Raw genomic sequence first — 25,918 nt, 5'->3', positions numbered from 1 at the left:
TGTTGTTTACTTCGAAAGACCTTGTTGTTTTTTTTAAATCCCCTGTTGTTTTACCGGAAAGGTCCTGTTGTTTTTTGAAAACAACAGGACCTTTTTTACCAGTATTTTAGGCTCACAAGGCTCAGGGCTCACTTAGGCGGTAATTTAGGCCAAGACTTACCGGTCTTTCTATACTTACCATCCTCTTTCTCAACGATTTGATAATACACCAAACGCAACAAATAACGTTTCACGGATGCTGTAGGCAACCCTGCTTCATTGGCAGCCGCCATCAGCTCCGAATATGTAAACTCACGCGGCATTGTTCTCAAGATGGGACGCAGTTTGAAAAAAGCCTTTACCGGCCTGATTCTTCCGGCAGTATCATCCATGGAAGTGGAAAGCAGCAAACTGTGTTCCAGCAACACATCCACTATCTGCATGGCCGTACGGAAATCCTCATCCGAACATTTCCACTCCGATGTATTCCATTGCGGCTCGCACTTACGCAATGCAGTCAGCACCATGGCAATACGAGACATCATCAGTCCGTGGCGCAGCACAATAGCACCCGGAGAATCATCATCTTCCGCCACTACCTCACGCAGATACGTTCTGAAACGCTCCGTATGCTCTTTCCATTGTTCCTCGGTGAAAATCACCTCGGTAGACGATCCGGAGAGAAAGATAAACATACGCAGCAGCTCCTCGCCCATCCCTTTGAAATAAGCGCGCATATCCAGCCGGACTTTGCCGGGATTGGCAGACTTATACTCCCAGGGGGCCTGTCCCACATAGAAAGCCACACGGCTGTACATCCCATTCTCCAGCGAAGAAATAAATTTATGCAACTGGGCGGGAGTGCCCGAAGCACATAATGCCAGATGAGGATCACTCACAATAACAAGCCGGTGATCCGTCTTGAAATAAGAAGACACCTCCTCGTGCTGGGAGGCGGCACGCATCACATCATCATGTTTTCCATACTCCTGGTGCATGGCAGAACTTATCATATCCAGCTCGGAGGCATTCATCACCAAGCCGACCGATCCACCCGCCTCCAAAGCCAATATCAACTGGCTTTTCGAAATATTGGGAGCCACCTTCAGGATGCGTTCTACCGGCATCTCCGGGCATTGGTCCAAATCGGGAACCCTCTTTTCCTGAGCGGCAAGCCGTTCCTCCAGATTCCACTTCAGCAATTTCTGCCGGTACTCACGCTCATCCTTCCTGTTCAGTTCATCGTAATACCCCTGAATGGCTGCGGGCAGAATTGCCGCCAGTTGCATCACCCCTTTTCCTCTGCCCGAACCGGCTAAAGCCACCAGGTAGAGATCGGCGGAATAAACCATTCCTCCATAATTCATCCTCACCCCCGGCAGACAACCGCTGATGTTGGTAATCATGGAGAGCAACAGAATATCCCTCTCGCGCTTGTTGCGGACGTGTGTCAAACCACGCTTCAAAAAGTCGGGCAAACGGTCGAACAGTTCATCCGGAAGACACGGAACATTGCGGCGCAATTTGTCAGCCTCAAGTTTCTCTATTTCAGCCTCTTCACCCTCTTCGCCGGAATCAGAATACCGCCTAAGTGAGCCTTGAGCCTTGTGAGCCCTGGAAGCAGGTGTTTCGGAACCCTTGTTCATGTCGGCATACCGGTATCCGGAGTCTATGCGCGGAGGTATATCCCCGGCGGCACACCCCATACCCGCCAGCCTTTCCACCGCCAGCGTTTTCAGCCGGACCAACTCTTCTTCCCCCACTCCTTTATAGCGGGCGATACGTCCCAGCTTCAACAAAAACTCATTCTTTTTGCCATCCACAAAGGGATTCTGCGCCAAGAACTCGTTGAAGAATGTGTGCAGCATGCCCGAAGCCGCAACGAGAGGCTTGGATGCACTTGCCGGGGTCTTCACTTTCAACTCTGCCAGAATCTCCCCCACCCTGTCGGGATGCTCCGTCACAAAGCGGCGCCAGGGAAAAACTTCGGTATCCGGACGAAAAAAAGCTTCCGGATCATACGACGCAAAGCAAGGACGGGTGGGATTTTTGCAACTCATGTCACAGGGAAAGGCAAGAAGCTGCGCCACGTGCCATGCCACCAACGCGTATGCCAGACGATACTCGTCCACACTCTCTGCTTCCACACGCACCACCAGCTTCAGCCCGTCGTACGAAACGCTGCGCCATGCCGCCTTCACCCAAGGAGTGTCCTTCAAGACCTGCAAGAACTCAGACACACGGCCGTTACATTTATCCACATCCAGCATGGCGTCCCCGCTCCACTGCTTCAGATTAGTTTCGGCATGGCTCCCTTCGCAACGCCCGGCTATCACCAGCGCGGCCAGTTTTCTCTTTAATTTCTTGGCCTCTGTCTCCCGGCCCGAAGCCTTCAGGCGCTGATACTCTTCCACTTGCGCTTTCCAACGTTCGCCACGCAGAAGTTCCACAAACTCTTTCAATGTCATATCCACGGCATGTTCATCAAACACCGAGAAATAGAAAGAGCATAAATCGGTATAAACCATTCATGTATGAATTTAAATTATCAAAAGGAGGGCATTTCCCTCCACCATGAAAACAAAAGTATATTGCAAACCCATACAATCAAAAGTTAAAATTGTACACTAACCAAACATAAAGTATTGATTTACAACACCCATTCATTACACAAGTGTACAAATAACCGGGAGACTTCCTTTTAGTGTTTTTTACATTTTATTCCTATTTCCTTTCTTTCCTCTTTTTCTTCTCTTTCCGTTCTTTCTTCTTCTTTTCCTCCTTTTTCCGCATAAACTCGTTTATATCAGCCAGTGTATCCTTACACATGTGTTTCAAAACCCTCATTTCCTCATCGGTGTATCCTTCACCGGACAGGCGATATTTCACCATTACTATCTCCAGTTCCTGAAAGAACTGCAATCTGCCATTATTTTTCTTATAAATCTTGATTTTTCCATGATGTTAATATGATTTAAAATATAAAAAGTACAAAAGTAGGAATAAATGTATTATTCTTGTTAATTTTTTCATTTTTTGCGAACAAATAGCTTGTTATCGTAAAATATTGTCTATATTTGCATCAGAATTTAACGACAAGCTTACCTGGGAATGACACAGGTAACAGCGTAGCGTGCTTAAGAGGCATCATTTCTTTCAATTTTTATAACATCTAACATTACTTTTCCTTCCTCCGAATATGAAAAAATGGCTAGTGGCGTATGTCCGCCTTCACCACGAAAAGAAGACGGCCGAACGGCTGACTGCAATGAATATAGAAAACTTCCTGCCTGTACAAGAAGAAATCCGCCAATGGACTTACCGGAAAAAGAAAATAGAACGGGTGGTTATCCCTATGATGATTTTTGTCCATGTGGATGTGGCGGAACGTTCGCAGGTGCTCACGCTGTCGGCCATCAGCCGGTATATGGTGCTGCATGGCGAACATACTCCGGCGGTGATTCCGGACGAGCAAATGGAACGGTTCAAATTTATGCTGGATTATTCGGACGAGGCGGTGGAGATGTGTGCCGCACCATTGGTTCCGGGAGAATTGATACGAGTGGTCAAAGGTCCGCTAAAGGGACTGGAAGGAGAACTGGTGGAAGTGGATGGAAAGGCGAAAGTGGTGGTGAGACTGGATTTGTTGGGATGTGCGGGGGTTGATATGCCGGTGGGGTTTGTGGAGAAGATGAAATAAAAGTTTCCGATTATCTGGAAGTCCACATATTCCGACTATTAAGAAAATAGAGATATATCATTTCCAGTTCTTCACATTAGTTTTTCCGTATGGAAAGAATGAAAAAGAATATTACAAAAATAAATACATTTTTTTGTCATACACTTTGAATGAGATTTTCTCTGTCATCTAGCAATTTATAAAAAAAACGTTTGATCCATAATAGTAATAAGAGAACAGGAGGTAACGCTCACACTTAGAATATAAAACTCTAAGAAAAGAATGACTAATGTTAAACAATATCCATTAGTTGATAAACAGTTTTTTTCACCTCATAATTAAAGAATATATACAAGTAAATATTAATAGTTTCATATTCAATAAAAATAATGAATCTTAAGACCCCTATCAGAAAAAACTTTCTTGCAAGTGGATTTGGATTTAGTGTACAATTATGTAATCAAATCCTTATTGTTCCATTTTTTCTTACCCTTTGGGGTGTTGAAGAATATGGAGATTGGATATTACTGACGGCGATAGCTAACATTTTTGGAATGACAGATGCAGGATTAAATTCTGTTACACAAAATAGATTTTCTATAGACTATGCTCAAAAAAAATACGAAACTTGTCGCTCGTTATTAACAAATAATTTATTACTAATCTTTTTTGTTGGAATCCTAAGTCTATTGGGTTGTATTACTTATCTATTTTTATGGAATATAAAAACGGGATTAGGATTACATACCGTTAGCGAAGCAATAGCACAAGGTGTATTTTTATTAATGACATTAAGTGTATTCATAAAAATGATTGGTACCGTTTTAGATTCTATATATCGTGCAACCTCCCAAGCATATAAAGCAATATTGATTGGACAGATTAATATAATATTAAATCTAATAGCTATTATATCTGGTATAGTAATATTTCACTCTATGATTTATATTGCATATATGTTTGTCATATCAGACATTTGTATTGTACTCTACAAATTCATCAAAATTCAGTCTTTATTTCCATATACCCCTAAATGGAAATATCATGATACAAAATTATTTAAAGAATTACTTTTTCCATCATTAGCATTTATGGGATATCCAATTTCCAATATTATGATTTATCAGGGTTTTACCATTCTTGTCAACAAATTTCTAGGAGTTGAAGCTATGGTAGGCTATAATACAATCCGAACACTTACATCTTTTGTAAGAAAGATTATTAATATTATACAATCCTCTATTTGGCCTGAATATTCAATAGCTTATGGAAAAAATGATATTAATAGAATGCGTAATTTACATCGAAAGGCTTTCTCCATAGCTTTTCCGCTCACAATAATCATAACGATATTTATCATGATCTTTGGAAAGACTATTTATGAAATTTGGACTAATAATAAAATAGCATTTGACTATTCTCTAGCTTTTTCATTTTGCTTTTTAACCATTATTCGCAACTTATGGGACACAAGTAATGTTGTTATGATTGCTACCAATAAACATGTACAATTTTGCAGTTATCTTTTTTCAAGTTCAATATTAGCACTAGTACTATCTATAACATTAATACAATTTTATAAAGATATTGAAGTGTTCGTTTATTCTCAATTAGCATTAGACTTACTTTTATGCTATCATGTCATAAAAAGAGCAATGATACTTACTAATGACACAGCCTCCTCTTTCTTTTATTCCCCTATATCACTAGCAAAGCAACAAATAAATAAAATCATCTTCCACAAATAAAAGAATTACACTTATTACTATAAATAAAAAGTTGTTTAAATTATCATACTACAAACAATAAATCTATTACATTATATACTGACAATATATAAAATATCAACCAAAGAAAACCGTAAAACAATATGATAAAAAGTATTTTTTTTTGGGGAGGGGTAACCACCCATTGCTACGAACTAGCTAAATCAATTTCAAGATATTATGAAGTTTGGGCCATTATTCTTCCAACTAAGCAAAAAAGAGAAGAACGCATTCCTTCAGACCTATCAGCCAACGTTAACCTTATTAAATGCGAAAATATAGATGACATTTATAAAATCATTTCCAAAAGAAAAACTGAAAATTCTCTTCACATTAATTCAGCACTAAAACAAGGAAGCCTAAATAACAAAGCCCTAAAAATTCTATGCCAAAAAGGATATAATGTATTTTCTTTGCCACAAGAATCTTTCCAAACTCAAGGTTTAAAAGGTAAAATAAATGCTATAAAATGGTTCTTATATCTACATTTTACATACAGAAAAAAGATTAAAGGTTATGGACTAACAGGACTTAATGCCCAAAGAACATTCAAAAGAATGTTAGTTTCACCACACAAATTATTCCAATTTTCCTACATAACATTTCCTACAAAATTAGAAGTCACAAAAAAAAATAACACTATAAGATTTATTTACGTTGGTGCCATTGATAAAAGAAAAAACATAATTCCTTTTGTAGAATACATGCAAAATTATTCTAGCCAACAGTTTATTTTTGATATTTACGGTTCTTGGACATTAGATAAATTACTTATAAAAAAAATATCAAATTCCACTAATATACATTATCACGGTAAAAGAGATTATAAAGAGGTTCGGAATGCAATGTTAAATGCAGACTACCTAATATTACCTTCATTATACGATGGCTGGGGAGCTGTAGTTAACGAAGGACTGCAATCTGGATGCAAAGTTCTTGTAAGCAAAGACTGTGGTGCATCTATTTTTCCACTAATAGATTCACACTTAGGATATGTTTTTGATGGATCTAAATTGAGTTCATTAAATGGAATTATGAAACAAATTTTTATTGAAGGTCCATTATCTATTGAAAATAGACAAAGCATACAAAAATGGGCGAATAATAAAATTCATCCAGACATAATTGGAGATTATCTCAATCATATCATTCAGTATTACTTCTCCTCTGCTCCACATGCAATAGCACCGTGGCTCGACACAAGTCATTAACTTCATTATCGTACAATATGGGTGTTTGGTTCTATTTATATCTTATAATTAATATAATAATATTAATTTATTATTACAAGAAGAAACTTGGCATTTTCCAAGCTCCTTTCTTGATGGCCTATACTAGCATATTTGTTTTACTTCCTCAACTATCCTCTATATATATTTCTCCTTTTTACGAGAAATATCTTATCCGAGATTTGGGAATAATAATGGCCACATGTAACCTTACTTTTATTTTAGGATTTGAAATTGCAAAAAAGCAAAAAATTACATCTAGTTTCTTTTCAAGCATAAATTATAGAAAGTCTAAATATATATTATTTATTTTCACTATACTTGGTTTGTATTCAATGACCCTATGGAATGACACTTTTCAAGGTAGTGATAATGTAATACAAGCAAATCTAAAGAATTTTTCTCAATATGCATTTTGTGCTATTGTTACTTTCATCTTTCGCAAAAATAAAAGCAAATATCTATATCTACTCATTATCTGCACTTTAGTTCCTCTTATTTACTTTGCATTCTTCATAAAAGGTTCACGAGGAGAAAGCCTGTTTCTTCTCATTACCATTTCTTTTATCCTTAGTATGAAATATCCTCAAAAACACAAACTTATTTCTAAATCTATATTTACAATACTAATAATTGGAGCAATGCTAAATGCTAGTATAACAGTCATAAGACATATCTTAGTAGGAAATTCCAACAATGAAAATAATCCCACCCAAGAACTAGTTTTATGGGAAGCATTCAAAACTTCTTTTATACAAAAAGACATCACAGTCGGAATGGATTTAGGAAATGCAGCAAAGGGAATAAGGTATCTAAAAGAAACAGGACAAATGGATTATGGTACAAGTATATGGGATACTTTTATACAAAACTATATTCCCCGAAGATTAGTAGGGGAAGAAGCTAAAGAGAATTTAAAGTTAAACATAGTAAATGATAAATCTACAATTCAAAAATTAACATACAACATTACAACCATGACAGGGTATTATTCAGCCTTCAAATGTTTCTCCTATTTAGGGTTCTTCCTATTTGGAATTATCGGATATTTATATGGATATTTTTGGCGAAGAATATGTAAGTCTCAAATATGTCTATTCATTTATCTGTCAATTATAGCTACCGTACCACTAATTTTTACTCATGGAGTAGACTATTTATATACACGATTAATTTTTATTTTCCTTATTATTTATCCACTAAGCTACTATTCTATTGAACGTAAAAAAATAAAAGCAAGTACCAAATTCATTGTTTAATCTTTTTATATTATGGCAAAAAATATAATAGTATCACAGATTGGCGCTAGGCACCGATATACAATCCCTAAAACCTTCTACGAAAATAATATACTGAAGGCCTTATTCACTGATTCATATAGATATACTTTTTTAGGCAAACTATCCTACTTATTCATAAGACTAGGTATCAAAAAAACAATTTTTAAGCGTTTATGTTTAAGACTCCCTCAAATACCCCAGTCATATATCAAAGCATCAGACAAACCAACCTTAAAACTATTATTAAAAAAAAATGTAAATACTGAATTACTAAATGAAATTTTATATTTCACATTAGATCATTTTTTTTGCAAACACAAAAAAATCATAAATGAAGCCGATTGCATTTATAATATGTATTATGAAAATTTAGGGTTTATCAAATACGCTAAAAAACAAGGCAAAACTGTTGTTGTAGACATATACGAAAATCCTATTTCTTTCAATTTCCTATTAAATGAAGTAAACAAATATCCAGAATACTCTTGCATACGTGGAATAAAGAAACAATATGAGGATCGTATTGCCATAAGAGAAAAATATGTAAGCCAAATGTTACAAACTGCCGATTATTATACAGTTCCATCAAAATACGTATTAAAGGCAATGATGGCATATCCCGAATTTAATCCTAAAAAAGCATTCTTATTACCCTATCCTACCAGTATCCAAGAAACAAATTATAATTATCGTCCTATAAAACATAAAATTATTTGGGTTGGTAATGATCCTGTAAGGAAAGGATTAATATATTGTGCAAAAGCAGCGACAATATTAAAACAAAAATATACAGATTTAGATTTTAGAATTATAGGTTCTATTGATAATAAATACAAAGACATAGCAGTTTTCAAAGATTTAAATTTTATAGGTACTCTTACAAGTTCTGAATTAAAAGAAGAATATAGAACAGCGGAAGCCTATGTATTTCCTACACTTTCAGAAGGTTTTGCAGGAACTGTTATTGAAGCTGCAAGTTGTGGTTGCCCCATTATTACAACAGAATGCGCCGGAACTGACTTAGAAGCTTTCCCTGCTATATACATACCAATACAAAATGTTAATGCTATTGTAGATAGTGTTACCTCTATTTTAGAGAACAGCAAATATAGAGACCAACTTTCACTAAAAACTTTTCAATATTCTCAAGCATTAACACCTGAAACATATGAGAAACGCTTAATTTCTATTTTTAAATCTATCTAAATATTTCTATGCCAACATTATGTTCTTATAAAGAATGTACAGGATGTGCAACTTGTTTTGCTGTATGTCCACAGCATGCAATCACAATGGAAAAAGATATATATGGATTTTTATATCCTAAAATAGATCATAATAAGTGTATTGAATGCAATTTGTGTGAAAAAAAATGTCCTTTGCTACATAAACAAGAATACAAAATTCCCGAAAAAATAATAGCTTGCTATTGGAAAGATGAAAAAAAACGAATAGAAAGCACTTCTGGTGGAATAGGTACTTTATTAGCTCAAGAATTCATTAAAAACAATGGTATAATTTACGGATGCGCTTTTACTCCTCCTTTCAACATCTGCCACATTAGATGTACAACTATTGAAAATATTCTTCGTTTAAGAGGGTCTAAATATGTTCAAAGCGAAATTCATGAAACATATACCAAAATAGATGAAGATTTAAAAACTCAAAAGAATGTACTTTTTATTGGCACTCCTTGCCAAATAGCTGGCATAAAAGCACGTTTTTCCAAACATCCTAATTTATTTACTGTAGAGTTAATATGCCATGGAGTTCCTTCATGCAAATTTTTAAAGGAAAGTATTCCTTCAAATATCCTCAAAAAACGTATCAAACAAATTAATTTTCGCAGCAATTCACAATACAATTTCTCACTAATAGAAGATAATCAAATATTACCTAGCTATCAGCGTCCTCTTAGTAATGATCTCTATATGAAGGGTTTTTTTAACGGAATTACGTACCGACCTTCTTGTCTTTCTTGTCATTTTGCAAGAAAAGAAAGGAATGCAGATATGACCATCGGAGATTTTTGGGGATTAAAATCAACTAAAATTACAGATATAAATAAAGGGGTGTCATTGGTATTAATCAATACAAATGCAGGTAATACACTTTTTAATTTATGTTCTGATTCTCTATATTCGGAAGAACGCCCTTATAAAGAAGCACTTGATGCTAATGAGCCACTAAATCATCCTATCAAAAAAAGCATAAGATACAATGTATTTAGAACATTATATCCACATTTTGGATACAAATATTCTTTATTTTTTGCTTTACCTGATAAAATATTAGCAATGAAAATCAAATATTATCTCAAACATAACAAATAATGAAAATCAAAACAATTACTTGTCATAATGTCTATAATTTCGGAGCTTCATTACAAGCATATGCCTTAATGACATATCTTACATCTCAAGGACACCAAGTAGAAATTATAGATTATATGCCTGATTACATCAGAAAAAACCTTAGTCTTTGGGCAATCGGTCCAAAATGGAATCGCAATATATTTATAAAATGTGCTTTTTATTGTTATGTCATTCCCATAAGAATCATGCAATCAAAAAGCCGCAAAAAATTTGACAAATACACACGTAAATATTTACATTTAACACAACGATATAATTCCTTTCAAGAACTTCTAAACAATCCACCAGAAGCTGACATATATTTTTGTGGTAGTGACCAAATTTGGAATACACAAATAAAAAATGGATTAGATCCAGCTTTTTATTGCGATTTTGCTCCCATGAAAGCAACACGTGCATCATACGCAGCCAGTTTTTCTATTTCTCAAATTCCTAAAGAACATGAATCATTTGTCAAATCACAAATTAATAAGTTGAACTATATTTCAGTAAGAGAAAACAGTGGATTAAAAATATTATATAATTTAGGTATCAAGAAAGGGGTACATGTCGTTGATCCTGTTTTTCTCCTATCATCAAATCAATGGATGCAACTTGCTACTTTACCTATTTATAACAACTATATTTTGGTTTATGACCAAGAAAACAATGCAACAATAAAAAAAATAGCATTATATCTTTCTAAAAAAAGTGGGAAAAAAATTGTTGCTTTTAAAGACTTATACCCTAGAACTTATGCTGATTACCAAGAAAGATACGCAGGTCCTACAGAATTTATCGGGCTCATAGCTAAAGCAGACATAGTAATAACAAACTCTTTCCACTGCTCAGCATTTTCAATAATTATGAACCGACAATTCTATGTAGTACCTAGAACACATCAAAAAGTAAACTCAAGAATGGAAAACTTATTATCCTCATTAGAGATAAGAAATAGATTTATAACAAGTATAGAAGACATCAATAATGCCACTGAAATAAACTACAATAAAGTTACACCACTTATTGAATCTATAAAAGAACAATCGTATAAATATATAAGTAACGTTTTAGCTTCACAATCTAATTCATAAATGAACATTTTAATTTGTACATATTCTATAACCCGGACAGCTGGAGGGGTATTTGATGCTGTAAAAGATTTATTTACAAACAAAACTTTTCATAAGCACAACTTAAAAATAATATCTTTTTCAGACAAACACATTGATGAAGATATTTCATCATGGAAAAATATTCCCATACAATTATTTAAAGCTGGTCCTTTGCTATATTCACGTCAAATGAAACGTTATATGATAGCAACCAATGCTGATATCTTGCATATGGAAGCACTTTGGCGTTATCCACATATATTAATGGGAATATGGAGTAAATATCATACCGCCCCTATAATTTGCTCTCCTCATGGAATGCTAGACCCTTATATTATATCTACCCAAGGAAAAATTAAAAGGATCATTTCTCATCTATTTTTCCAAAAGGGTCTAGAATCAGTCAATTGTTATCATGCTTTATGCCAAAAAGAATTGGAAGATATTCGTGCTTATGGTTTAAAACAACCCATAGCTATTATACCTAATGGAATAAATCTTCCTAAAACCACAAAGAAATACGTAAAGCCAGATTCAAATTATCATTTACTATATTTAGGAAGATTGCATCCTAAAAAAGGAATCGATATTTTACTACAAGCAATAGCCACCTTAAAAAAAGAAAATCCTAATATCTTTAACAATTGGATCATTGATATAGTAGGTTGGGATCATGAAAATTGCCAAACAAAACTGGAGCATATAGTTCATTCCAACAATTTAAAAGAGATTGTAACATTCCATGGAGGATTATTTGGAGAAGATAAAATAAAGATGTACGCAAACGCAGATGCTTACATCTTGCCTTCACATGGAGAAGGGCTTCCTATGACTATACTTGAAGCATGGTCATGGAAACTTCCTGTAGTAATGACTCCACAATGCAATATACCTGAAGGTTTTGAAGCAAATGCAGCCATCAGAATAGAAGATAATGTATCATCTATTAAACAAGGGCTTCAAACTCTTTTTAATATGAGTGACGAAGAACGTATTAGCATGGGAAATAGAGGATATAAATTAGTAAGTGAAAACTTTACATGGGATGCATCAGCTCAAAAAATGATAATGCTATATAAATGGTTAACTAATCAAGGAGAAAAACCCGATTTTGTATATGAATAGTAAAACAGAGCTGAATATAGCAGAAAACCGTAACCACCTAAACTACTCCAAATGGATCTACGTAAAACGTATACTGTGGACATTCGGAAAATTCTTTTTCCGTAATTCTCCCCGTATAGCTTTCGGATACAGAAATACGATACTACGCCTATTCGGAGCTAAAATAGGAAGACATGTCCATATCTACTCCTCCACCGTCATCTGGTTCCCATGGAATCTGGAAATAGGCGATTGGAGTGCCATTGGAGAAGAAACCCTAATCTATAATTTAGGTAAAGTAACAATAGGAAAAAAAGCTACTGTCAGCCATCGGGTCCATGTATGTGCAGGCACACATGACTATACCGATCCAGCTCTTCCTCTACTACGCCCCGAAATCCGTATAGGTAATCAAACATGGATTTGCGCTAATACATTCATCGGTCCTGATATAAAGATTGGGGAAGGTGCTGTGATAGGCGCAGGTACAGTAATGGTAAAAGACGCAGAGCCGTGGGGAGTTTATGCAGGAAATCCAGCTAAATATATAAAAAAAAGAATACTGAAACATTAATCGAATATGTCTGTTCACAAGCCCAAAATATGTCTTGCCTGCTCAGCAGGAGGACATTTAAGAGAGTTACAATTAGCTATTGGAGATATTCCCAATAATTGGAATTGTTATTGGCTCACTTTAAAAACAACTTCTACAAAAGCATTCATGAAAGACAAAGAACATGTGTTCCTAGTAAATTTTCAACCTGCTAAGAAATGGAGTTTAATCATAAATTGCATACAGGCCATATTTTGGGTATTAATAAAACGCCCAAATGTAATCATAACAACGGGAGCAGGAGTAGCTGTACCTACTGTTTTCTTTGCAAAAAAGCTACTAAAATCCAAAGTGATCTTTATCAACTCAGCTGCAGATGTAACGCACGCATCCAAAACCCCTATATGGATAGAAAAATATACAGATCTATTTCTCGTTCAATGGGAAGAAATGAAAACTATATTTCCTAACGCTATTTGTTGTGGTGTATTATGATATTTGCTAGTTTAGGAACAATGGACATGGCTTTTGTTCGCATGGCCGAAGCCATAGACGAGTGGGCTGCTACCACTCAAGAAGAAGTGATAGTACAGACAGGATATACTCATTTTAATTATCGCCATGCAAAAGCTTTTGACTTCTGTACTAAAGATGAAATGCAGCAATATATTAAATCTGCAGATATTCTAATATTGCAAGGTGGATGGGGAGCAATATCTGAAGCTATGGAACAAAAAAAACGAATTGTAGTTATTCCTCGGCACGACAAAACAGAACATATCCACGACCAATTTCAACTTATCAGAAAACTGGATAAACTGGGGTGTGTAATCGGTGTTTTTGATGAAAAAGATTTACCACAAAAAATAAAAGAAGCCTATTCTTTTGACTTCCAACAAATAAAAAAAGGAAATGCTGAAAAGCTGATTAATCAAAAATTAAAAGAATGGTTTTCTTCCATCTGAAATTTTTAATCCAAATATAAAATCTATGAAAGTTTCAATTATCACTTCCTGCTACAACCGGGAAGCCACCATTCGTGGAGCAATAGAAAGTGTGCTGGAACAGGATTATCCCTACATAGAATACATTGTGGTGGACGGAGCTTCGAAAGATAACTCGTTGGCTGTCATCAATGAATATAAAAACGGGATAGATACAATTATTTCCGAACCGGATAAAGGTATGTATGAAGCGATCAACAAAGGAATACGTGCAGCAACAGGAGATATTATCGGTCTGATTCACTCCGACGATTTCCTGTTTTCATCTCACACCATCTCCGACATAGTGAAAACATTCGAGGAACAAGATGCGGATATGATATATGGCAACGGAGTCTTTGTAGATTATGACGACACCAACCAGATGATACGAAACTGGATAAGCGGACGGTACAGTAAAGAGAATGTAAAAAACGGATGGCTCCCACTCCACCCCACTGTCTATATAAAGAAGGAGTGCATGGATAAATGGGGACTTTACGACGAAAGTTATAAGATAGCCGCCGACTCGGATTTGCTGGTGCGCTATCTGTATGAAGCCAACCTGAAAGTATATTACCTGAACAAATACATCGTGAAAATGAGAATGGGGGGACTTTCTACTGATGCAGGAAAAAGCAAACTGAAATGGGCGGAGGACTTGAGAATGTATAAAAGTCACGGAATAAAACCCATCTCGGCGCTGAAAGGCAAAATTCTTTCAAAGATTCCACAGTTTATTGAAGCCAGACTGCCATGGAGTGAAATACCGGAAGCAGAGGAAGAAAGCCTGATACAACCTGCCGCCGCAAATAAAAAAGAATGAAAATACGTTTACTAGTTCTAACCTTGCTGATTATCGGAGTTCATCAGCATATACAAGCACAATATATGCTGGGAACTACCGGTATGATGAATATTCCTACCGCCGACAGGCAGAAGCCGGGAACAGTGATGTTGGGAGGAAATTATCTGCCCAAACAGATGATGCCTGCACGATTCGACTACAACACAGGAAATTACTTTGTGAGCATCAGTTTCTTTTCCTTTCTGGAGCTTGCCTATCGGGAAACTTTAATAAAAGGGGACTATATATCATCCAAGCCTAAATACAATCAGCAGGATCGTTCCTACTCCATCCGGCTGTGTGTGTGGAAAGAAGGAAAGTTTCTGCCGGGAATAGCACTGGGAGCCAATGATCCGATAGCGGATAAAGGAGCCAACACTTTTCAATCTTACTATGGAGTGATAACGAAAGGATTCCATCTGGGAGGAGAGCATTATCTCTCAGCTTCTTTGGGATATTATCTGGAAGGTGGGAAGAACAGTAATACCAAATGGTTCGGCAATAAATACAAAGGTGTATTCGGAGGGATAAGCTATATACCCGCTTTCTGCAAAGAGTTGAAGATGATGGCCGAATATGACTCGGACGGGGTGAATGTGGGAGCAGCTGTCAGGCTGTGGAAACATTTGTCCATGCATGCTTTTACCCACGATTTTACTTGCGTATCGGGTGGTATACGCTATGAGTGTACCCTAATACATTGACGCAATGAGCAAATATTTAATAGCAATCCTCCTTTCGGCATGGAGCATCTCCCTCCGGGCACAAGTGGCCGAGAAACTACAGCAACTGGGAATGGAGAACATACAAACGGTAACGGAGGTGAACGGCAACACAACGATTGCTTTTGAAGACAATGTATATAGAGGTACTTACCGGGGAATAGGCAAAGCCATCGAAGCAGCCATGGAAGGAATGTACGGGGGAAATCTGCAAATGGTGGTGTTGGAGCACAGTATCCCCCAGCTATGCATTACGCTGAGCGATAAGGTGATAACCGAATATAAAGAGAAACAGATTACCATAGGGGAAGTGTACCGACAGATGGGAATCAGTTATGATACCGATGAAGCGATGGAGGTACTGAAAAAGACACACCGGACACTCAATTCATCGGCAGGGAAAGTAGACATTGTGGTCTATCCGGAAGTAAAACTGGAAAACTCCAGCTTTGACCGACTTTATACTTACTATGTCAACCTGGCTCCAGCCGTAGAAATGGCTTTATGGAAAGGGGCGGAACTGACAGCGCAAGTGGTATTCCCGGTAGCGACCAACCTAAAAGGACAATATAAGAAGATACGTCCCGGAGTGATTGCACTGTCGCAAGAGTTTTGCTTCGGCAAAGGATTTTTGGGGCGAGTAACCGCAGGAAACTTTACCAACAACCGCATGGGGGCACAAGCGGAGATGAAATACCGCACAGCGAATGGCAGACTGGAACTGGAAGCTATGGCAGGAGCTACCGTGCAATCTGTGCTGACCGACGACGAAGGATGGTATATCAGCCGGAAACTGCGGATGAATGCCGCACTGAAAGCATCTGTGTATGAACCTCGCTTCAATTTGCAATTTGATTTGCAAGCTGCACGTTATCTATATGGGGATTATGGAGTAAGAGGCGACTGCACCCGCCATTTCGGAGAATATGCCATCGGCGTGTATGGAATGTATACCGATGGGGAAATAAACGGAGGATTCCATTTTGCCATCCCTCTGCCCGGCAAGAAGTGGAGCCGTAACCGGGGGGTGCGTGTCAGGCAAGCGGATTATTTTGCCATGGAATACAGTATGGAATCCTGGGGCAGATATGCGGATGAAAAAATGGGGGAAACTTATCGCACCCGACCTGATGAGAACCGGAGTAACCGGTTTTTCCAACCGGAATATATACGCTATTTCCTGATAAAGGAAGCAAATAAATAGATTACTAATTTTTAAAAACGAAGAAAAATGAGAACAAGCAAGTTTTTTAAAACAGGTTTGCTGCTGTTTGTAGCAAGTTTGGGGTTAATAAGCTGCGGGGATGACGACAAAGAACCGGAAATTGTAGTTGACCCTGTAAGCGAAAATGTGGAATATTACATTGAAGGTAAAGTAGTAGCGGATAATGCCGCACTGGACGGGGTCAGCGTAACAGCGGGAGAGGCTACCGCAACCACAGACGAAAACGGTCAATATTCACTGACGGTAAAAGATAAGAAAACTTATACGGTGAGCTTTGCCAAGGAGGGATATAGAACTGTTTCTGACGCATCAGTAGAAATAGCTAACAACGCTACCAACAGAAGTCTAGTAACACTGAACGTGACTATGAGCAAGGAAGGCGTGGCTGTAGCTGTTGATCCTGAAAGTGATAAAGTGATTACAGAAAAAGGAGAAGGGGAAACAGAAGATGCCCAGACCGTATTGACTATTCCCGCCGGTGCCGTATCAACCGCTACCGATGTAACTCTTACTCCGTATCTGGAAGCTGTTGCAACCGATGTGACTCCGGGCAGTAAGGAAGAAGCGATTCCCATGACTAATATTGCTATCAGTTCCAGCCAGGATGCAGCCTTAAATCAGGATGTTACCTTGTCTGTAGCCAATGCTAGTTCCAGCGATTATTATTTTGACGAAGTAGAGGTATACGAAAAGACTAACGCACGTGCTATCGGTGACTGGAAGAAATATGCCGACGCCGCTTTTGATAAAGCGACCAACAGCTACATAGCTGCCATCAAAAAGGGAAGTTCACTGAATAAGGATTATTCTATCCGTGTAAAGAGTGAAAAGAATGTCAGCGAAACCAAGAACGATGAAATATTGAAAGAAGACAGCTACAGTAACGCAGGAAATATGAGCGCTACTACTTATGATATTCCTTATACTGCCAAATTAGGATGGGAAATCTCTGCATCCGGACTGGATGAAGGCGCTCTTTCATTGGTGAAAGCTGCCATAGCCGCACAAGAAGGTGGATCGGAAGGTGTATACACCGTAAACAAGACCTTTACAGCCCACGTAAGCGGTGACTATATTCTGTATTTCTCTTGCAAAGCCAAATATGTAGAAAAAGAGTACACTTTCTCTATTGCCGGTAAAAAGGTTACTGTAAAAGTTAAACATTATCTGGGAGTGGAATTTGTTTATACCAACCAAAGTTCAAGTATGCATGGTGGTGGCTCTATAGGCTAAAACAGTCTTTTCAATTAATACAAAATATGAGTAAAAAAGTAGCATTGATTTCAGGTATCACAGGTCAGGACGGTTCGTTCCTGGCCGAGTTCCTGATAGAAAAAGGATACGAAGTACATGGTATTCTGAGACGTTCTTCTTCATTCAACACCGCACGTATAGAACATCTGTATCTGGACGAATGGGTGCGGGATATGAAGCAGAACCGACTGGTGAACCTGCATTGGGGGGATATGACGGACAGCAGCTCACTGATACGCATCATACAGTCTGTACAACCTGACGAGATTTATAATCTGGCCGCACAAAGCCATGTAAAAGTAAGCTTCGATGTGCCCGAATACACAGCGGAAGCGGATGCGGTAGGTACGCTGCGTATGCTGGAGGCGGTACGTATATTGGGACTGGAAAAGAAAACCAAGATTTATCAGGCATCTACTTCGGAACTTTTCGGACTGGTACAGGAAGTTCCTCAGAAAGAGACAACTCCTTTCTATCCCCGTTCTCCATACGGAGTAGCCAAGCAATATGGTTTCTGGATAACCAAGAATTACCGCGAAAGCTATGGCATGTTTGCCGTAAACGGCATTTTGTTCAATCACGAAAGTGAACGCCGGGGCGAAACTTTTGTTACCCGGAAAATTACCCTGGCGGCAGCACGCATCGCACAAGGATTCCAAGATAAACTGTACTTGGGAAATCTGAATTCCCTGCGCGACTGGGGATACGCCAAAGACTATGTGGAATGTATGTGGCTGATTCTGCAACACGATACGCCCGAAGACTTTGTTATCGCCACCGGAGAATATCACACTGTACGCGAATTTGCCACCCTTGCTTTCAAGGAAGTGGGCATCGACTTGCACTGGGAAGGTGAAGGTGTGAACGAGAAGGGTATTGACACAGCTACAGGCAAGGTGCTGGTAGAGGTGGATCCCAAATATTTCCGCCCGGCAGAGGTGGAACAATTACTGGGAGATCCTACCAAAGCCAAAACGTTACTGGGATGGAATCCCCGCAAGACTTCATTTGAGGAACTGGTGGGAATCATGGTGAAACACGATATGAAATTCGTGAAGAAACTCCATCTTAAAGCAAGCTGTTAAATCATTAGTTAAAATTTCAATGGAGAAATCAGCCAAAATTTATATAGCAGGGCACCACGGACTCGTGGGCTCCGCTATTTGGCGTAACCTGCAAGAAAAAGGCTACACCAACCTGACCGGCAGAAGTCACAAGGAACTGGACTTACTGGACGGGGTTGCCGTAAAGGACTTCTTTGACCAAGAAAGACCGGACTATGTAATCCTTGCCGCCGCCCACGTGGGAGGTATCATGGCAAACAGTACATACAGGGCGGACTTTATCTATAAGAACCTGCAAATACAACAGAACGTGATAGGAGAAAGCTTCCGTCACGGAGTGAAGAAATTATTGTTTCTGGGAAGTACCTGCATTTATCCCAGAAACGCACAACAGCCTATGAAGGAGGATGCTCTCCTCACCTCCCCGCTGGAATATACGAATGAGCCATACGCCATCGCCAAAATAGCGGGTCTGAAAATGTGCGAGAGTTTCAACTTGCAATATGGTACTAACTATATCGCTGTTATGCCTACGAACCTGTATGGTCCCAATGATAATTTCAATCTGGAACGCAGCCATGTGCTACCTGCCATGATCCGGAAAATACATCTTGCCAAATGCTTGAACGAAGATAACTGGGAGAACATACGCTATGATCTGGACATGCGTCCGGTGGAAGGTATAAACGGAGAGAGCAGAACAGAGGAGATACTGGCTATCCTGAAAAGCTACGGTATCAGCAAGGACGGGGTGGAACTGTGGGGAACAGGCACGCCACTGCGCGAATTCTTATGGAGTGAGGAAATGGCGGATGCCAGTGTATTCATCATGGAGCATGTGGACTTTAAAGATACTTACCGTCCCGGCACAAAAGAGATACGCAACTGCCACATCAACATCGGTACGGGAAAAGAAATCTCCATCGCCAGCCTAGCTCATCTGATAGTAAAGGAGACGGGATATAAAGGCAACATTACATTCAATCCGGAGAAACCGGACGGCACCATGCGCAAACTGACTGATGTGACCAAATTGCACGAATTGGGATGGCATCACAAAATAGACATAGAGGAAGGGGTGCACAAGATGTACCAATGGTATCTGGAATATAAAAAGAAATAAAGAACATACGCGTTATGGAAACTCATATCGTTATCATGGCAGGCGGCATAGGAAGCCGCTTCTGGCCCATGAGTACGCCGGAATGTCCCAAACAGTTCATTGATGTAACGGGATGTGGCAAAAGCCTGATCCAACTGACAGTGGAACGCTTTCAAGGGTTGTGCATTCCGGATAATATATGGATAGTGACTTCGGAAAAGTACAAGGAGACAGTAAGGAAACAATTGCCATCTGTGCCGCCTCATCATATACTGACGGAGCCGGTTGCACGTAACACGGCACCCTGCATCACATACGCTTGCTGGAAAATCAAAAAACACCACCCTGACGCCAATATTGTAGTGACTCCTGCGGATGCATTGGTTATCAATACGGATGAATTCCGCCGGGCGATAGCCAAGGCACTGCTGATGACAGATCAAAGCAAGGCCATTGTAACCATAGGTATCAAACCTTGCCGCCCGGAAACAGGATACGGATATATAGCCGCAGGAGAAGAGGTGGATCAGGATATACGGAAAGTGGATGAATTCAAAGAGAAACCGGATTTGAAAACGGCACAGCAATATGTGGACGCCGGGAATTATTTCTGGAATGCAGGGATTTTTGTATGGAATGTAAAAACCATAGAAGAGGCTATACGCCGTTATGCACCGGGCATCGCCGAGGTGTTCGACAGGATTTATCCGGAGTTCTATACCGAAAGGGAAAAAGAAACCATAGAAAAGCTGTTCCCTACTTGTGAAAGTATATCCATAGATTATGCCGTAATGGAAAAAGCGGAACGGATTTATGTATTGCCGGCAGAGTTCGGATGGTCTGATCTGGGCAGTTGGGGCTCATTACATTCCTTGCTGCCCAAAGATAACCGGAACAATGCCATCGTAGGCGAAAATATCCGATTGTATGAATGTAATAACTGCATTGTACACACACCGCATTTAAAACAAGCGGTAATACAAGGACTGGACGGATATATCATAGCCGAGAAAGAGGGAACCCTGCTGATATGCAAACTGGCAGAGGAGCAGCGTATTAAAGAATTTTCGAAAGCATAAGGAATGATTATAGCAGTTGATTTTGACGGCACAATAGTGGAGCATAAATATCCCGAAATAGGCAGGGAACTACCCTTTGCCATAGAAACGCTGAAAAAACTACAACAGGAACGACACCGCCTTATTCTGTGGAGTGTACGGGAAGGTAAATTATTACAGGAGGCCGTGGATTTCTGCCGGGAGCGTGGATTGGAATTTTATGCCGTAAACAGCAATTATGCGGAAGAAACCCTGGAAAGTGATCATTATTCCAGAAAACTGAAGGCGGATTTGTTTATTGATGACCGCAATCTGGGAGGACTGCCCGAATGGGGGATAATTTACAGAATGATCCATGACAAATGGGGATACGAAGATATTTATCAAAGTTCAGATAATAAAGAAGAGAATAAAAAGCGAAGCTTTTGGAAGATACTTTTTTCCAAGATGTAGAATCCCCGCTTCCGAATGTAGTGATACAGGGGGAAGCCCATAAGAAAACTAATGTTAGATCAGAGGTAAGTACTGTTATCAGCGGATAACGGAAACTTACGAAGTAGTGTTGGTGATACCCGCCTGGGAAGGTAGGTATCACCTTTTTTTGATCTATACCATTAGTATTTGAATACTTGTTCTTTTCCGGGTTCTATGGTCATGGCTTTCATTCCTTTCCGGGTTGGAATGTTCAGTATTCCCTTTCCGCCGTCGGACTTGATACGGATTACTTTCTTATCCATATAGATATGGATATTGCCGTATGGAGTAGGTACTGTTCCTTCCATCCATTTCAACCCGCCCAGACAAGGGGTGACGGAGTATTCCTCGTAACCGGGTTTGGTGGGTTTTACTCCCAGATAGTATTTGCCCAACAAATAGATGGGGCTGGCTCCCCATGCATGGCAGAGGCTCTTGCCGTATGGACGTCCGTACATGGCCAAATGCTGGGTACCTGTTTCTTCGGGATTGTATTTCTCCCAAAAACTGGTAGCTCCTTCTTTCAACATACCGCCCCAATAGGCTTTCATTTCTTTCATTACCGATTCTTGTTCGCCCAAGGCGCACAGCGCTTCCAGTTCATAGAAACGCATATAAGGAGTGGTGATTTTCAAAATACTGTCATTCTGCAATACGGAGTGTTTGATGGCCTGCTGTTTATCGGCATTCAGATAATTGAAGAAGACAGAGAACATATTGGCGTAACGGGTAACGGACTCACTCTGCTTTCCCTGAATACGGTTGTGTACCATCGCTTGTTTCTGCTCATTCCAGAAAGCGGGTTCCAGCTTGGAACGTAAAGCGGAAGCCAGTTTCTCATACTTGGTTTTGTCTGCCGTATTGCCGGCCAGACTGGCACAAAGCGCCATGGTTTCCAAACTTTTGCAGAACAAGACTTGCTCAAAGGAGAGTTCGCCCTTCTTGTCCAGATAACCGTCTGCCCAGTCTACGAATACCCAGTCACCGGTCATACCTTCCACCATACCGTTGGCGTTGGTACGTCCCAATACATAGTCCATCATGCTTTGCATACGCGGATAGAGTTGGGTTACAAAGTCTTTGTCACCAGAATACATATAATAATCGTAAATACTGAGAAACCAATAGAAGGTGTAGTCCATAATGGTATTGCTGTGGCTGGTCACAGGGTCTTTTCCACGAAGCAGCCAAATGGTACGTTTCACGGTTTCATTATCGAAGAACAGATAGTAGTTCATCAGATAACTCTGGATGGCATCGCCACTCCATACCCAACGGTCGCGCTTGATGCCGTCGATAAAGAATTCACGGGTAGTAAGGTGCATGGTGTACGCTCCTACTTCCCAAATGCGGTTCAGCTCTTCGTCATTACATTTGAATGAGCCCCGGTACTCTTCGGGCAAGTATTCGTATTGCATGGAAACGTCCTGCATCGTTACTCCCGGATCGCAAGTGACATAGACATAACGGAAAGCCTTGCTATTGTCTAAAGTATATTCATCGTATAGTTTCCGTGTATTCCGGATGGCCAGATCGGTTATTTGCCCCGGCTCTGCCAGCAATTTGTCCAATGTTTCGCAATATTCCGTATCCAAGGCTTCTTCAGGACTTTCACCGTAATAGATATGGATCGTTCCTTTTCCCTTTACATCTTTCAGAGTGATATAACCAAAGGTTTCTTTTCCGAAGTCGTACAATACCCCCTCTTTCCGGGGAGTGGAGGAAACTGCTTTCATCGGTTTTCTAACCAATGAAAACTTGGAAGGCAGTTGGGTGGCTCCGTCAAAGTTCCAACACCCTGCATCCATATAAACGGTAGCAGAAGTATCACTGGCTTTTCCGCTTTCGTCTATCCATTCTTTATCCTCGTAGGTTACTTTCCAAGTTTTGTCCGTATTTACGGTTTTTCCTTTCACATAAATAGTGGGGGGAGTGGACTGATTCCACACTTTGATGTTCAGACTGTGTTTTCCTGCGGGGAGTTTCAAGGTGGAGGGCATACCGAATTGCAGTTTACCGTCCAATTTCACATTGTATTTTCCTTCGGCGGCAATGAAGATCTCTTCAGGTTCCGCCAGGTCCAATTTCTTGCTGAATTCCACTACCACATAATGGCTGTCTGTTTTCCAGAAGGGAGGGAAAAAAGCACCGCGTTCCGTACGGCGGTTGTTCATCTGGTTGCCCAGCCATATTTCATAATCACCCGGATACCAGATCCAGGTCTGGGCGGAGGCGGCAGCACTCAATGCAAGTGCTCCGACTAAAGTGGCAAGTCTGTTTTTCATAATGGTATCACGTTTTATTTTTCCTTCAAATAGCTATATTCCTTTGTCAGTCCGGCATTTGCCTTGATACTGTCGTTCACCATCGGACCATTGTTTTCCCATGTATTACCCGGACCATTGGCGTTCTTCAGAAACTTCTCTCCTTCCGTCCAGTTGTCCTTGACGGTGATAAATGAAGATCCTTCGTCGGTGTAAAGATAGAACCAATGATTGGGATCGTGTGCATAACCGGGTGAAAAAATGTTAGAAACGCAATTTTCCGTAATCCAGCTATGAGGTTGTGAACCTAATGTATAAATACCGGCTACATCATACATGTGCTTGGCATAGTGATGAATCAGATTGGCGTGCACGCGGTTATTGCGCATACAGTTTACTGTACGTGTCCATCCCCATCCCAAACTGATGCCCGAATAGGATACATCACTGATTTCATTGTGTTCGATATTGATATCACTTACATAACCGGCGCAAATGCCCAAGGTACCCCAGTCTTCATTGGTCACATCATTGATATAATTGTTGGAAATGGTCAGTCCGGTACAGACCTCACGACGGTCGGCAGGATCGTATGGAAGATGTGTTTCGTGAGCGGCAGGACTGAAACTACCCGCCACAATACCGTTTCCGGCAATATCACGGAAAAGACAACCGTTTATACGTCCTCCACCGGTGGCCCATTCATAATCAATACCTGTAGAGCCCAAATGCTGGAAACGGCACTTCTCGAAATCAATATCCTGGGCAGCCTTGACTACGACTGCCGATGCCGGACGTCCCAACCAACCTTGATTATCCAGCTTATGATTGTTCTTACGAATCATAGAAGGACGGATTTTATACCCGTCTGTCATGTACATACCTGCCTGAAGAGGAACATGACCTTGCAAAGAGGGACGCATCCAGGTGGTATATTGGAAAGTAACATTGTCAAAACGAATGTGCTTTACCGGACGGTCTATAGTTCCTTCCACCCATACTAAAGTTTCGATGCCGGGAACTACGGCTTTGCTTATCTTCTCTCCTTTCCGAGGATAATAATATATTTTACGGCTTTCAATGTCATGATACCACTCGCCGGGTTCATCCAGCAATTCCATGGCATTGGTCAGATAGAAAGCCGAGTTGTGACCATCCTTAGTCACCATAGGACGCGGCCACGGATGTTCAAACTGGATGCGGCTTTCAGGATTATGGAAACGCACGGCGGCACTGTCTCCCTGTATTTCGACCGACTTGATACGGAGATTTGCCACACACCACATTTCATGAAGGACCATTTCGGCATATCGGGCCTTCTGTATTTTCTTTACAGCAGCGGCAGGTACCCACAGTATTTCGTTTTGGGGATCGTTATTGATGATGCGATACATCTTTTCAAAGTCTGCCACATCCCTTGCACGAACAGCCTTTTGTCCATTGATCCACAGTTGCCGGAAATCCAGCGGACGTCCGTTAAACATAGGGACATCGGCTACCCACAACTTTCCTTGCTTCTTCCAGTTTCTGATTTCCACCCCACCATTCAGAATGGCATTTCCATCCGAAGTGATGACTGTAGGTGAAGCTTCCGTCCCGCTGTCCTCGGGACGAATAAAGACGGGTTCGTACAGATGGTAATCACCTGCCTCCATATGAATGGTGATGCCACCTTTTACACTCTCATCATTAAGACGACGAAGTTCCCTTGCCTGACGCAATGCGGCTGTAAGGGTGGCCTTCGGAGAGTCTTTGGTACCCGGATTCCGGTCATTACCTTTCGGAGATACGAACAAATCGGCTGCTGATAGTGTACAAGCTATCAGCAGCGCAGTAGTGGTTATGAATATTTTTTTCATTTGTAAA

23 protein-coding genes are annotated in these 25,918 nt (G+C 39.9%); 19 read left to right on the top strand and 4 right to left on the bottom strand.

Features of this window, described 5'->3' with window-relative positions:
- Positions 1 to 128: 128 nt before the first annotated feature.
- Together GKD17_RS07555 and GKD17_RS07550 are read right to left on the bottom strand one after the other, a co-directional pair.
- The gene (locus GKD17_RS07555) at positions 129 to 2,507 is read right to left on the bottom strand and encodes a DUF3987 domain-containing protein (protein WP_007837989.1); all 2,379 of its coding nucleotides are present in this window, start codon (positions 2,505 to 2,507) and stop codon (positions 129 to 131) included.
- Positions 2,508 to 2,703: 196 nt separating this feature from the next.
- Positions 2,704 to 2,901 (bottom strand): hypothetical protein, encoded by a 198-nt coding sequence (locus GKD17_RS07550; protein WP_007837988.1) that lies wholly within the window; start codon positions 2,899 to 2,901, stop codon positions 2,704 to 2,706.
- A gap of 277 nt (positions 2,902 to 3,178) precedes the next feature.
- Between GKD17_RS07550 and GKD17_RS07545 the strand changes: the two genes are divergently transcribed.
- The 19 genes from GKD17_RS07545 to GKD17_RS07455 all read left to right on the top strand — a co-directional run bounded on the left by GKD17_RS07545 (position 3,179) and on the right by GKD17_RS07455 (position 21,767).
- Positions 3,179 to 3,679 (top strand): UpxY family transcription antiterminator, encoded by a 501-nt coding sequence (locus GKD17_RS07545; protein WP_007837986.1) that lies wholly within the window; start codon positions 3,179 to 3,181, stop codon positions 3,677 to 3,679.
- A 368-nt stretch (positions 3,680 to 4,047) separates the two neighbouring features.
- On the top strand, positions 4,048 to 5,406 hold the full coding sequence (locus tag GKD17_RS07540; RefSeq protein WP_007837984.1) for a lipopolysaccharide biosynthesis protein: 1,359 nt from the start codon (positions 4,048 to 4,050) through the stop codon (positions 5,404 to 5,406).
- 122 nt (positions 5,407 to 5,528) lie between these two features.
- Positions 5,529 to 6,635, top strand: a complete 1,107-nt coding sequence (locus GKD17_RS07535; RefSeq protein WP_007837977.1) for a glycosyltransferase — start codon at positions 5,529 to 5,531, stop codon at positions 6,633 to 6,635.
- 17 nt (positions 6,636 to 6,652) lie between these two features.
- On the top strand, positions 6,653 to 7,912 hold the full coding sequence (locus GKD17_RS07530; RefSeq protein ID WP_007837975.1) for a hypothetical protein: 1,260 nt from the start codon (positions 6,653 to 6,655) through the stop codon (positions 7,910 to 7,912).
- Between the two features lie 12 nt (positions 7,913 to 7,924).
- Positions 7,925 to 9,139, top strand: coding sequence for a glycosyltransferase (locus GKD17_RS07525; protein ID WP_007837973.1), 1,215 nt, complete (start codon positions 7,925 to 7,927; stop codon positions 9,137 to 9,139).
- An 86-nt stretch (positions 9,140 to 9,225) separates the two neighbouring features.
- Complete coding sequence (locus tag GKD17_RS07520; protein ID WP_007837971.1) at positions 9,226 to 10,266, top strand: Coenzyme F420 hydrogenase/dehydrogenase, beta subunit C-terminal domain; 1,041 nt, start codon at positions 9,226 to 9,228, stop codon at positions 10,264 to 10,266.
- A complete protein-coding gene (locus tag GKD17_RS07515; protein ID WP_007837963.1) occupies positions 10,266 to 11,381 on the top strand; it encodes a polysaccharide pyruvyl transferase family protein in 1,116 nt (371 codons plus the stop codon). The genes GKD17_RS07520 and GKD17_RS07515 overlap by 1 nt, the downstream gene beginning before the upstream one ends.
- Positions 11,382 to 12,527 (top strand): glycosyltransferase, encoded by a 1,146-nt coding sequence (locus GKD17_RS07510; RefSeq protein WP_007837961.1) that lies wholly within the window; start codon positions 11,382 to 11,384, stop codon positions 12,525 to 12,527.
- Positions 12,520 to 13,080: a putative colanic acid biosynthesis acetyltransferase gene (locus GKD17_RS07505; RefSeq protein WP_007837959.1), complete on the top strand. Its 561-nt coding sequence runs from the start codon at positions 12,520 to 12,522 to the stop codon at positions 13,078 to 13,080. The genes GKD17_RS07510 and GKD17_RS07505 overlap by 8 nt, the downstream gene beginning before the upstream one ends.
- Before the next feature lie 6 nt (positions 13,081 to 13,086).
- Positions 13,087 to 13,554 (top strand): glycosyltransferase family protein, encoded by a 468-nt coding sequence (locus tag GKD17_RS07500; protein ID WP_007837958.1) that lies wholly within the window; start codon positions 13,087 to 13,089, stop codon positions 13,552 to 13,554.
- Positions 13,555 to 13,595: 41 nt separating this feature from the next.
- Positions 13,596 to 14,024, top strand: coding sequence for a glycosyltransferase (locus GKD17_RS07495; protein ID WP_233525389.1), 429 nt, complete (start codon positions 13,596 to 13,598; stop codon positions 14,022 to 14,024).
- A gap of 25 nt (positions 14,025 to 14,049) precedes the next feature.
- Complete coding sequence (locus tag GKD17_RS07490) at positions 14,050 to 14,868, top strand: glycosyltransferase family 2 protein (protein ID WP_007837956.1); 819 nt, start codon at positions 14,050 to 14,052, stop codon at positions 14,866 to 14,868.
- The gene (locus GKD17_RS07485; RefSeq protein WP_007837955.1) at positions 14,865 to 15,593 is read left to right on the top strand and encodes a YjbH domain-containing protein; all 729 of its coding nucleotides are present in this window, start codon (positions 14,865 to 14,867) and stop codon (positions 15,591 to 15,593) included. Before GKD17_RS07490 ends, GKD17_RS07485 begins: the two co-directional genes overlap by 4 nt.
- Before the next feature lie 4 nt (positions 15,594 to 15,597).
- A complete protein-coding gene (locus GKD17_RS07480) occupies positions 15,598 to 16,815 on the top strand; it encodes a YjbH domain-containing protein (protein WP_007837954.1) in 1,218 nt (405 codons plus the stop codon).
- Positions 16,816 to 16,842: 27 nt separating this feature from the next.
- On the top strand, positions 16,843 to 18,069 hold the full coding sequence (locus GKD17_RS07475) for a carboxypeptidase-like regulatory domain-containing protein (RefSeq protein WP_007837953.1): 1,227 nt from the start codon (positions 16,843 to 16,845) through the stop codon (positions 18,067 to 18,069).
- A 26-nt stretch (positions 18,070 to 18,095) separates the two neighbouring features.
- Positions 18,096 to 19,175: a GDP-mannose 4,6-dehydratase gene (gmd, locus tag GKD17_RS07470; protein ID WP_007837952.1), complete on the top strand. Its 1,080-nt coding sequence runs from the start codon at positions 18,096 to 18,098 to the stop codon at positions 19,173 to 19,175.
- Between the two features lie 19 nt (positions 19,176 to 19,194).
- Entirely contained in the window at positions 19,195 to 20,277 is a 1,083-nt protein-coding gene (locus GKD17_RS07465) for a GDP-L-fucose synthase family protein (RefSeq protein WP_007837951.1), read from the top strand.
- A gap of 14 nt (positions 20,278 to 20,291) precedes the next feature.
- Positions 20,292 to 21,335 (top strand): mannose-1-phosphate guanylyltransferase, encoded by a 1,044-nt coding sequence (locus GKD17_RS07460; protein ID WP_007837949.1) that lies wholly within the window; start codon positions 20,292 to 20,294, stop codon positions 21,333 to 21,335.
- A 3-nt stretch (positions 21,336 to 21,338) separates the two neighbouring features.
- Positions 21,339 to 21,767 carry a BT0820 family HAD-type phosphatase gene (locus GKD17_RS07455; protein ID WP_007837947.1) on the top strand — a complete coding sequence of 143 codons (429 nt, stop codon included), beginning with the start codon at positions 21,339 to 21,341 and terminating at the stop codon, positions 21,765 to 21,767.
- 161 nt (positions 21,768 to 21,928) lie between these two features.
- Here GKD17_RS07455 and GKD17_RS07450 read toward each other — a convergent pair whose 3' ends face one another.
- The gene (locus tag GKD17_RS07450) at positions 21,929 to 24,073 is read right to left on the bottom strand and encodes an alpha-L-rhamnosidase-related protein (protein ID WP_007837944.1); all 2,145 of its coding nucleotides are present in this window, start codon (positions 24,071 to 24,073) and stop codon (positions 21,929 to 21,931) included.
- A gap of 14 nt (positions 24,074 to 24,087) precedes the next feature.
- Positions 24,088 to 25,911: a right-handed parallel beta-helix repeat-containing protein gene (locus GKD17_RS07445; protein ID WP_007837942.1), complete on the bottom strand. Its 1,824-nt coding sequence runs from the start codon at positions 25,909 to 25,911 to the stop codon at positions 24,088 to 24,090.
- Between the last annotated feature and the right edge of the window lie 7 nt (positions 25,912 to 25,918).

The sequence above is a fragment of the Phocaeicola dorei genome, assembly GCF_013009555.1.
Taxonomy (GTDB): domain Bacteria; phylum Bacteroidota; class Bacteroidia; order Bacteroidales; family Bacteroidaceae; genus Phocaeicola; species Phocaeicola dorei.
Note: the sequence above shows the minus strand (reverse complement) of the source record. Positions and strands in the feature narration are given on the sequence as shown.

Coding starts and splice junctions, on each gene's coding strand:
- GKD17_RS07555 (WP_007837989.1), bottom strand. CDS start 2,507: ATGGTTTATACCGATTTATGCTCTTTCTATTTCTCGGTGTTTGATGAA.
- GKD17_RS07545 (WP_007837986.1), top strand. CDS start 3,179: ATGAAAAAATGGCTAGTGGCGTATGTCCGCCTTCACCACGAAAAGAAG.
- GKD17_RS07540 (WP_007837984.1), top strand. CDS start 4,048: ATGAATCTTAAGACCCCTATCAGAAAAAACTTTCTTGCAAGTGGATTT.
- GKD17_RS07535 (WP_007837977.1), top strand. CDS start 5,529: ATGATAAAAAGTATTTTTTTTTGGGGAGGGGTAACCACCCATTGCTAC.
- GKD17_RS07530 (WP_007837975.1), top strand. CDS start 6,653: ATGGGTGTTTGGTTCTATTTATATCTTATAATTAATATAATAATATTA.
- GKD17_RS07525 (WP_007837973.1), top strand. CDS start 7,925: ATGGCAAAAAATATAATAGTATCACAGATTGGCGCTAGGCACCGATAT.
- GKD17_RS07520 (WP_007837971.1), top strand. CDS start 9,226: ATGGAAAAAGATATATATGGATTTTTATATCCTAAAATAGATCATAAT.
- GKD17_RS07515 (WP_007837963.1), top strand. CDS start 10,266: ATGAAAATCAAAACAATTACTTGTCATAATGTCTATAATTTCGGAGCT.
- GKD17_RS07510 (WP_007837961.1), top strand. CDS start 11,382: ATGAACATTTTAATTTGTACATATTCTATAACCCGGACAGCTGGAGGG.
- GKD17_RS07505 (WP_007837959.1), top strand. CDS start 12,520: ATGAATAGTAAAACAGAGCTGAATATAGCAGAAAACCGTAACCACCTA.
- GKD17_RS07500 (WP_007837958.1), top strand. CDS start 13,087: ATGTCTGTTCACAAGCCCAAAATATGTCTTGCCTGCTCAGCAGGAGGA.
- GKD17_RS07495 (WP_233525389.1), top strand. CDS start 13,596: ATGGCCGAAGCCATAGACGAGTGGGCTGCTACCACTCAAGAAGAAGTG.
- GKD17_RS07490 (WP_007837956.1), top strand. CDS start 14,050: ATGAAAGTTTCAATTATCACTTCCTGCTACAACCGGGAAGCCACCATT.
- GKD17_RS07485 (WP_007837955.1), top strand. CDS start 14,865: ATGAAAATACGTTTACTAGTTCTAACCTTGCTGATTATCGGAGTTCAT.
- GKD17_RS07480 (WP_007837954.1), top strand. CDS start 15,598: ATGAGCAAATATTTAATAGCAATCCTCCTTTCGGCATGGAGCATCTCC.
- GKD17_RS07475 (WP_007837953.1), top strand. CDS start 16,843: ATGAGAACAAGCAAGTTTTTTAAAACAGGTTTGCTGCTGTTTGTAGCA.
- gmd (WP_007837952.1), top strand. CDS start 18,096: ATGAGTAAAAAAGTAGCATTGATTTCAGGTATCACAGGTCAGGACGGT.
- GKD17_RS07465 (WP_007837951.1), top strand. CDS start 19,195: ATGGAGAAATCAGCCAAAATTTATATAGCAGGGCACCACGGACTCGTG.
- GKD17_RS07460 (WP_007837949.1), top strand. CDS start 20,292: ATGGAAACTCATATCGTTATCATGGCAGGCGGCATAGGAAGCCGCTTC.
- GKD17_RS07455 (WP_007837947.1), top strand. CDS start 21,339: ATGATTATAGCAGTTGATTTTGACGGCACAATAGTGGAGCATAAATAT.
- GKD17_RS07450 (WP_007837944.1), bottom strand. CDS start 24,073: ATGAAAAACAGACTTGCCACTTTAGTCGGAGCACTTGCATTGAGTGCT.
- GKD17_RS07445 (WP_007837942.1), bottom strand. CDS start 25,911: ATGAAAAAAATATTCATAACCACTACTGCGCTGCTGATAGCTTGTACA.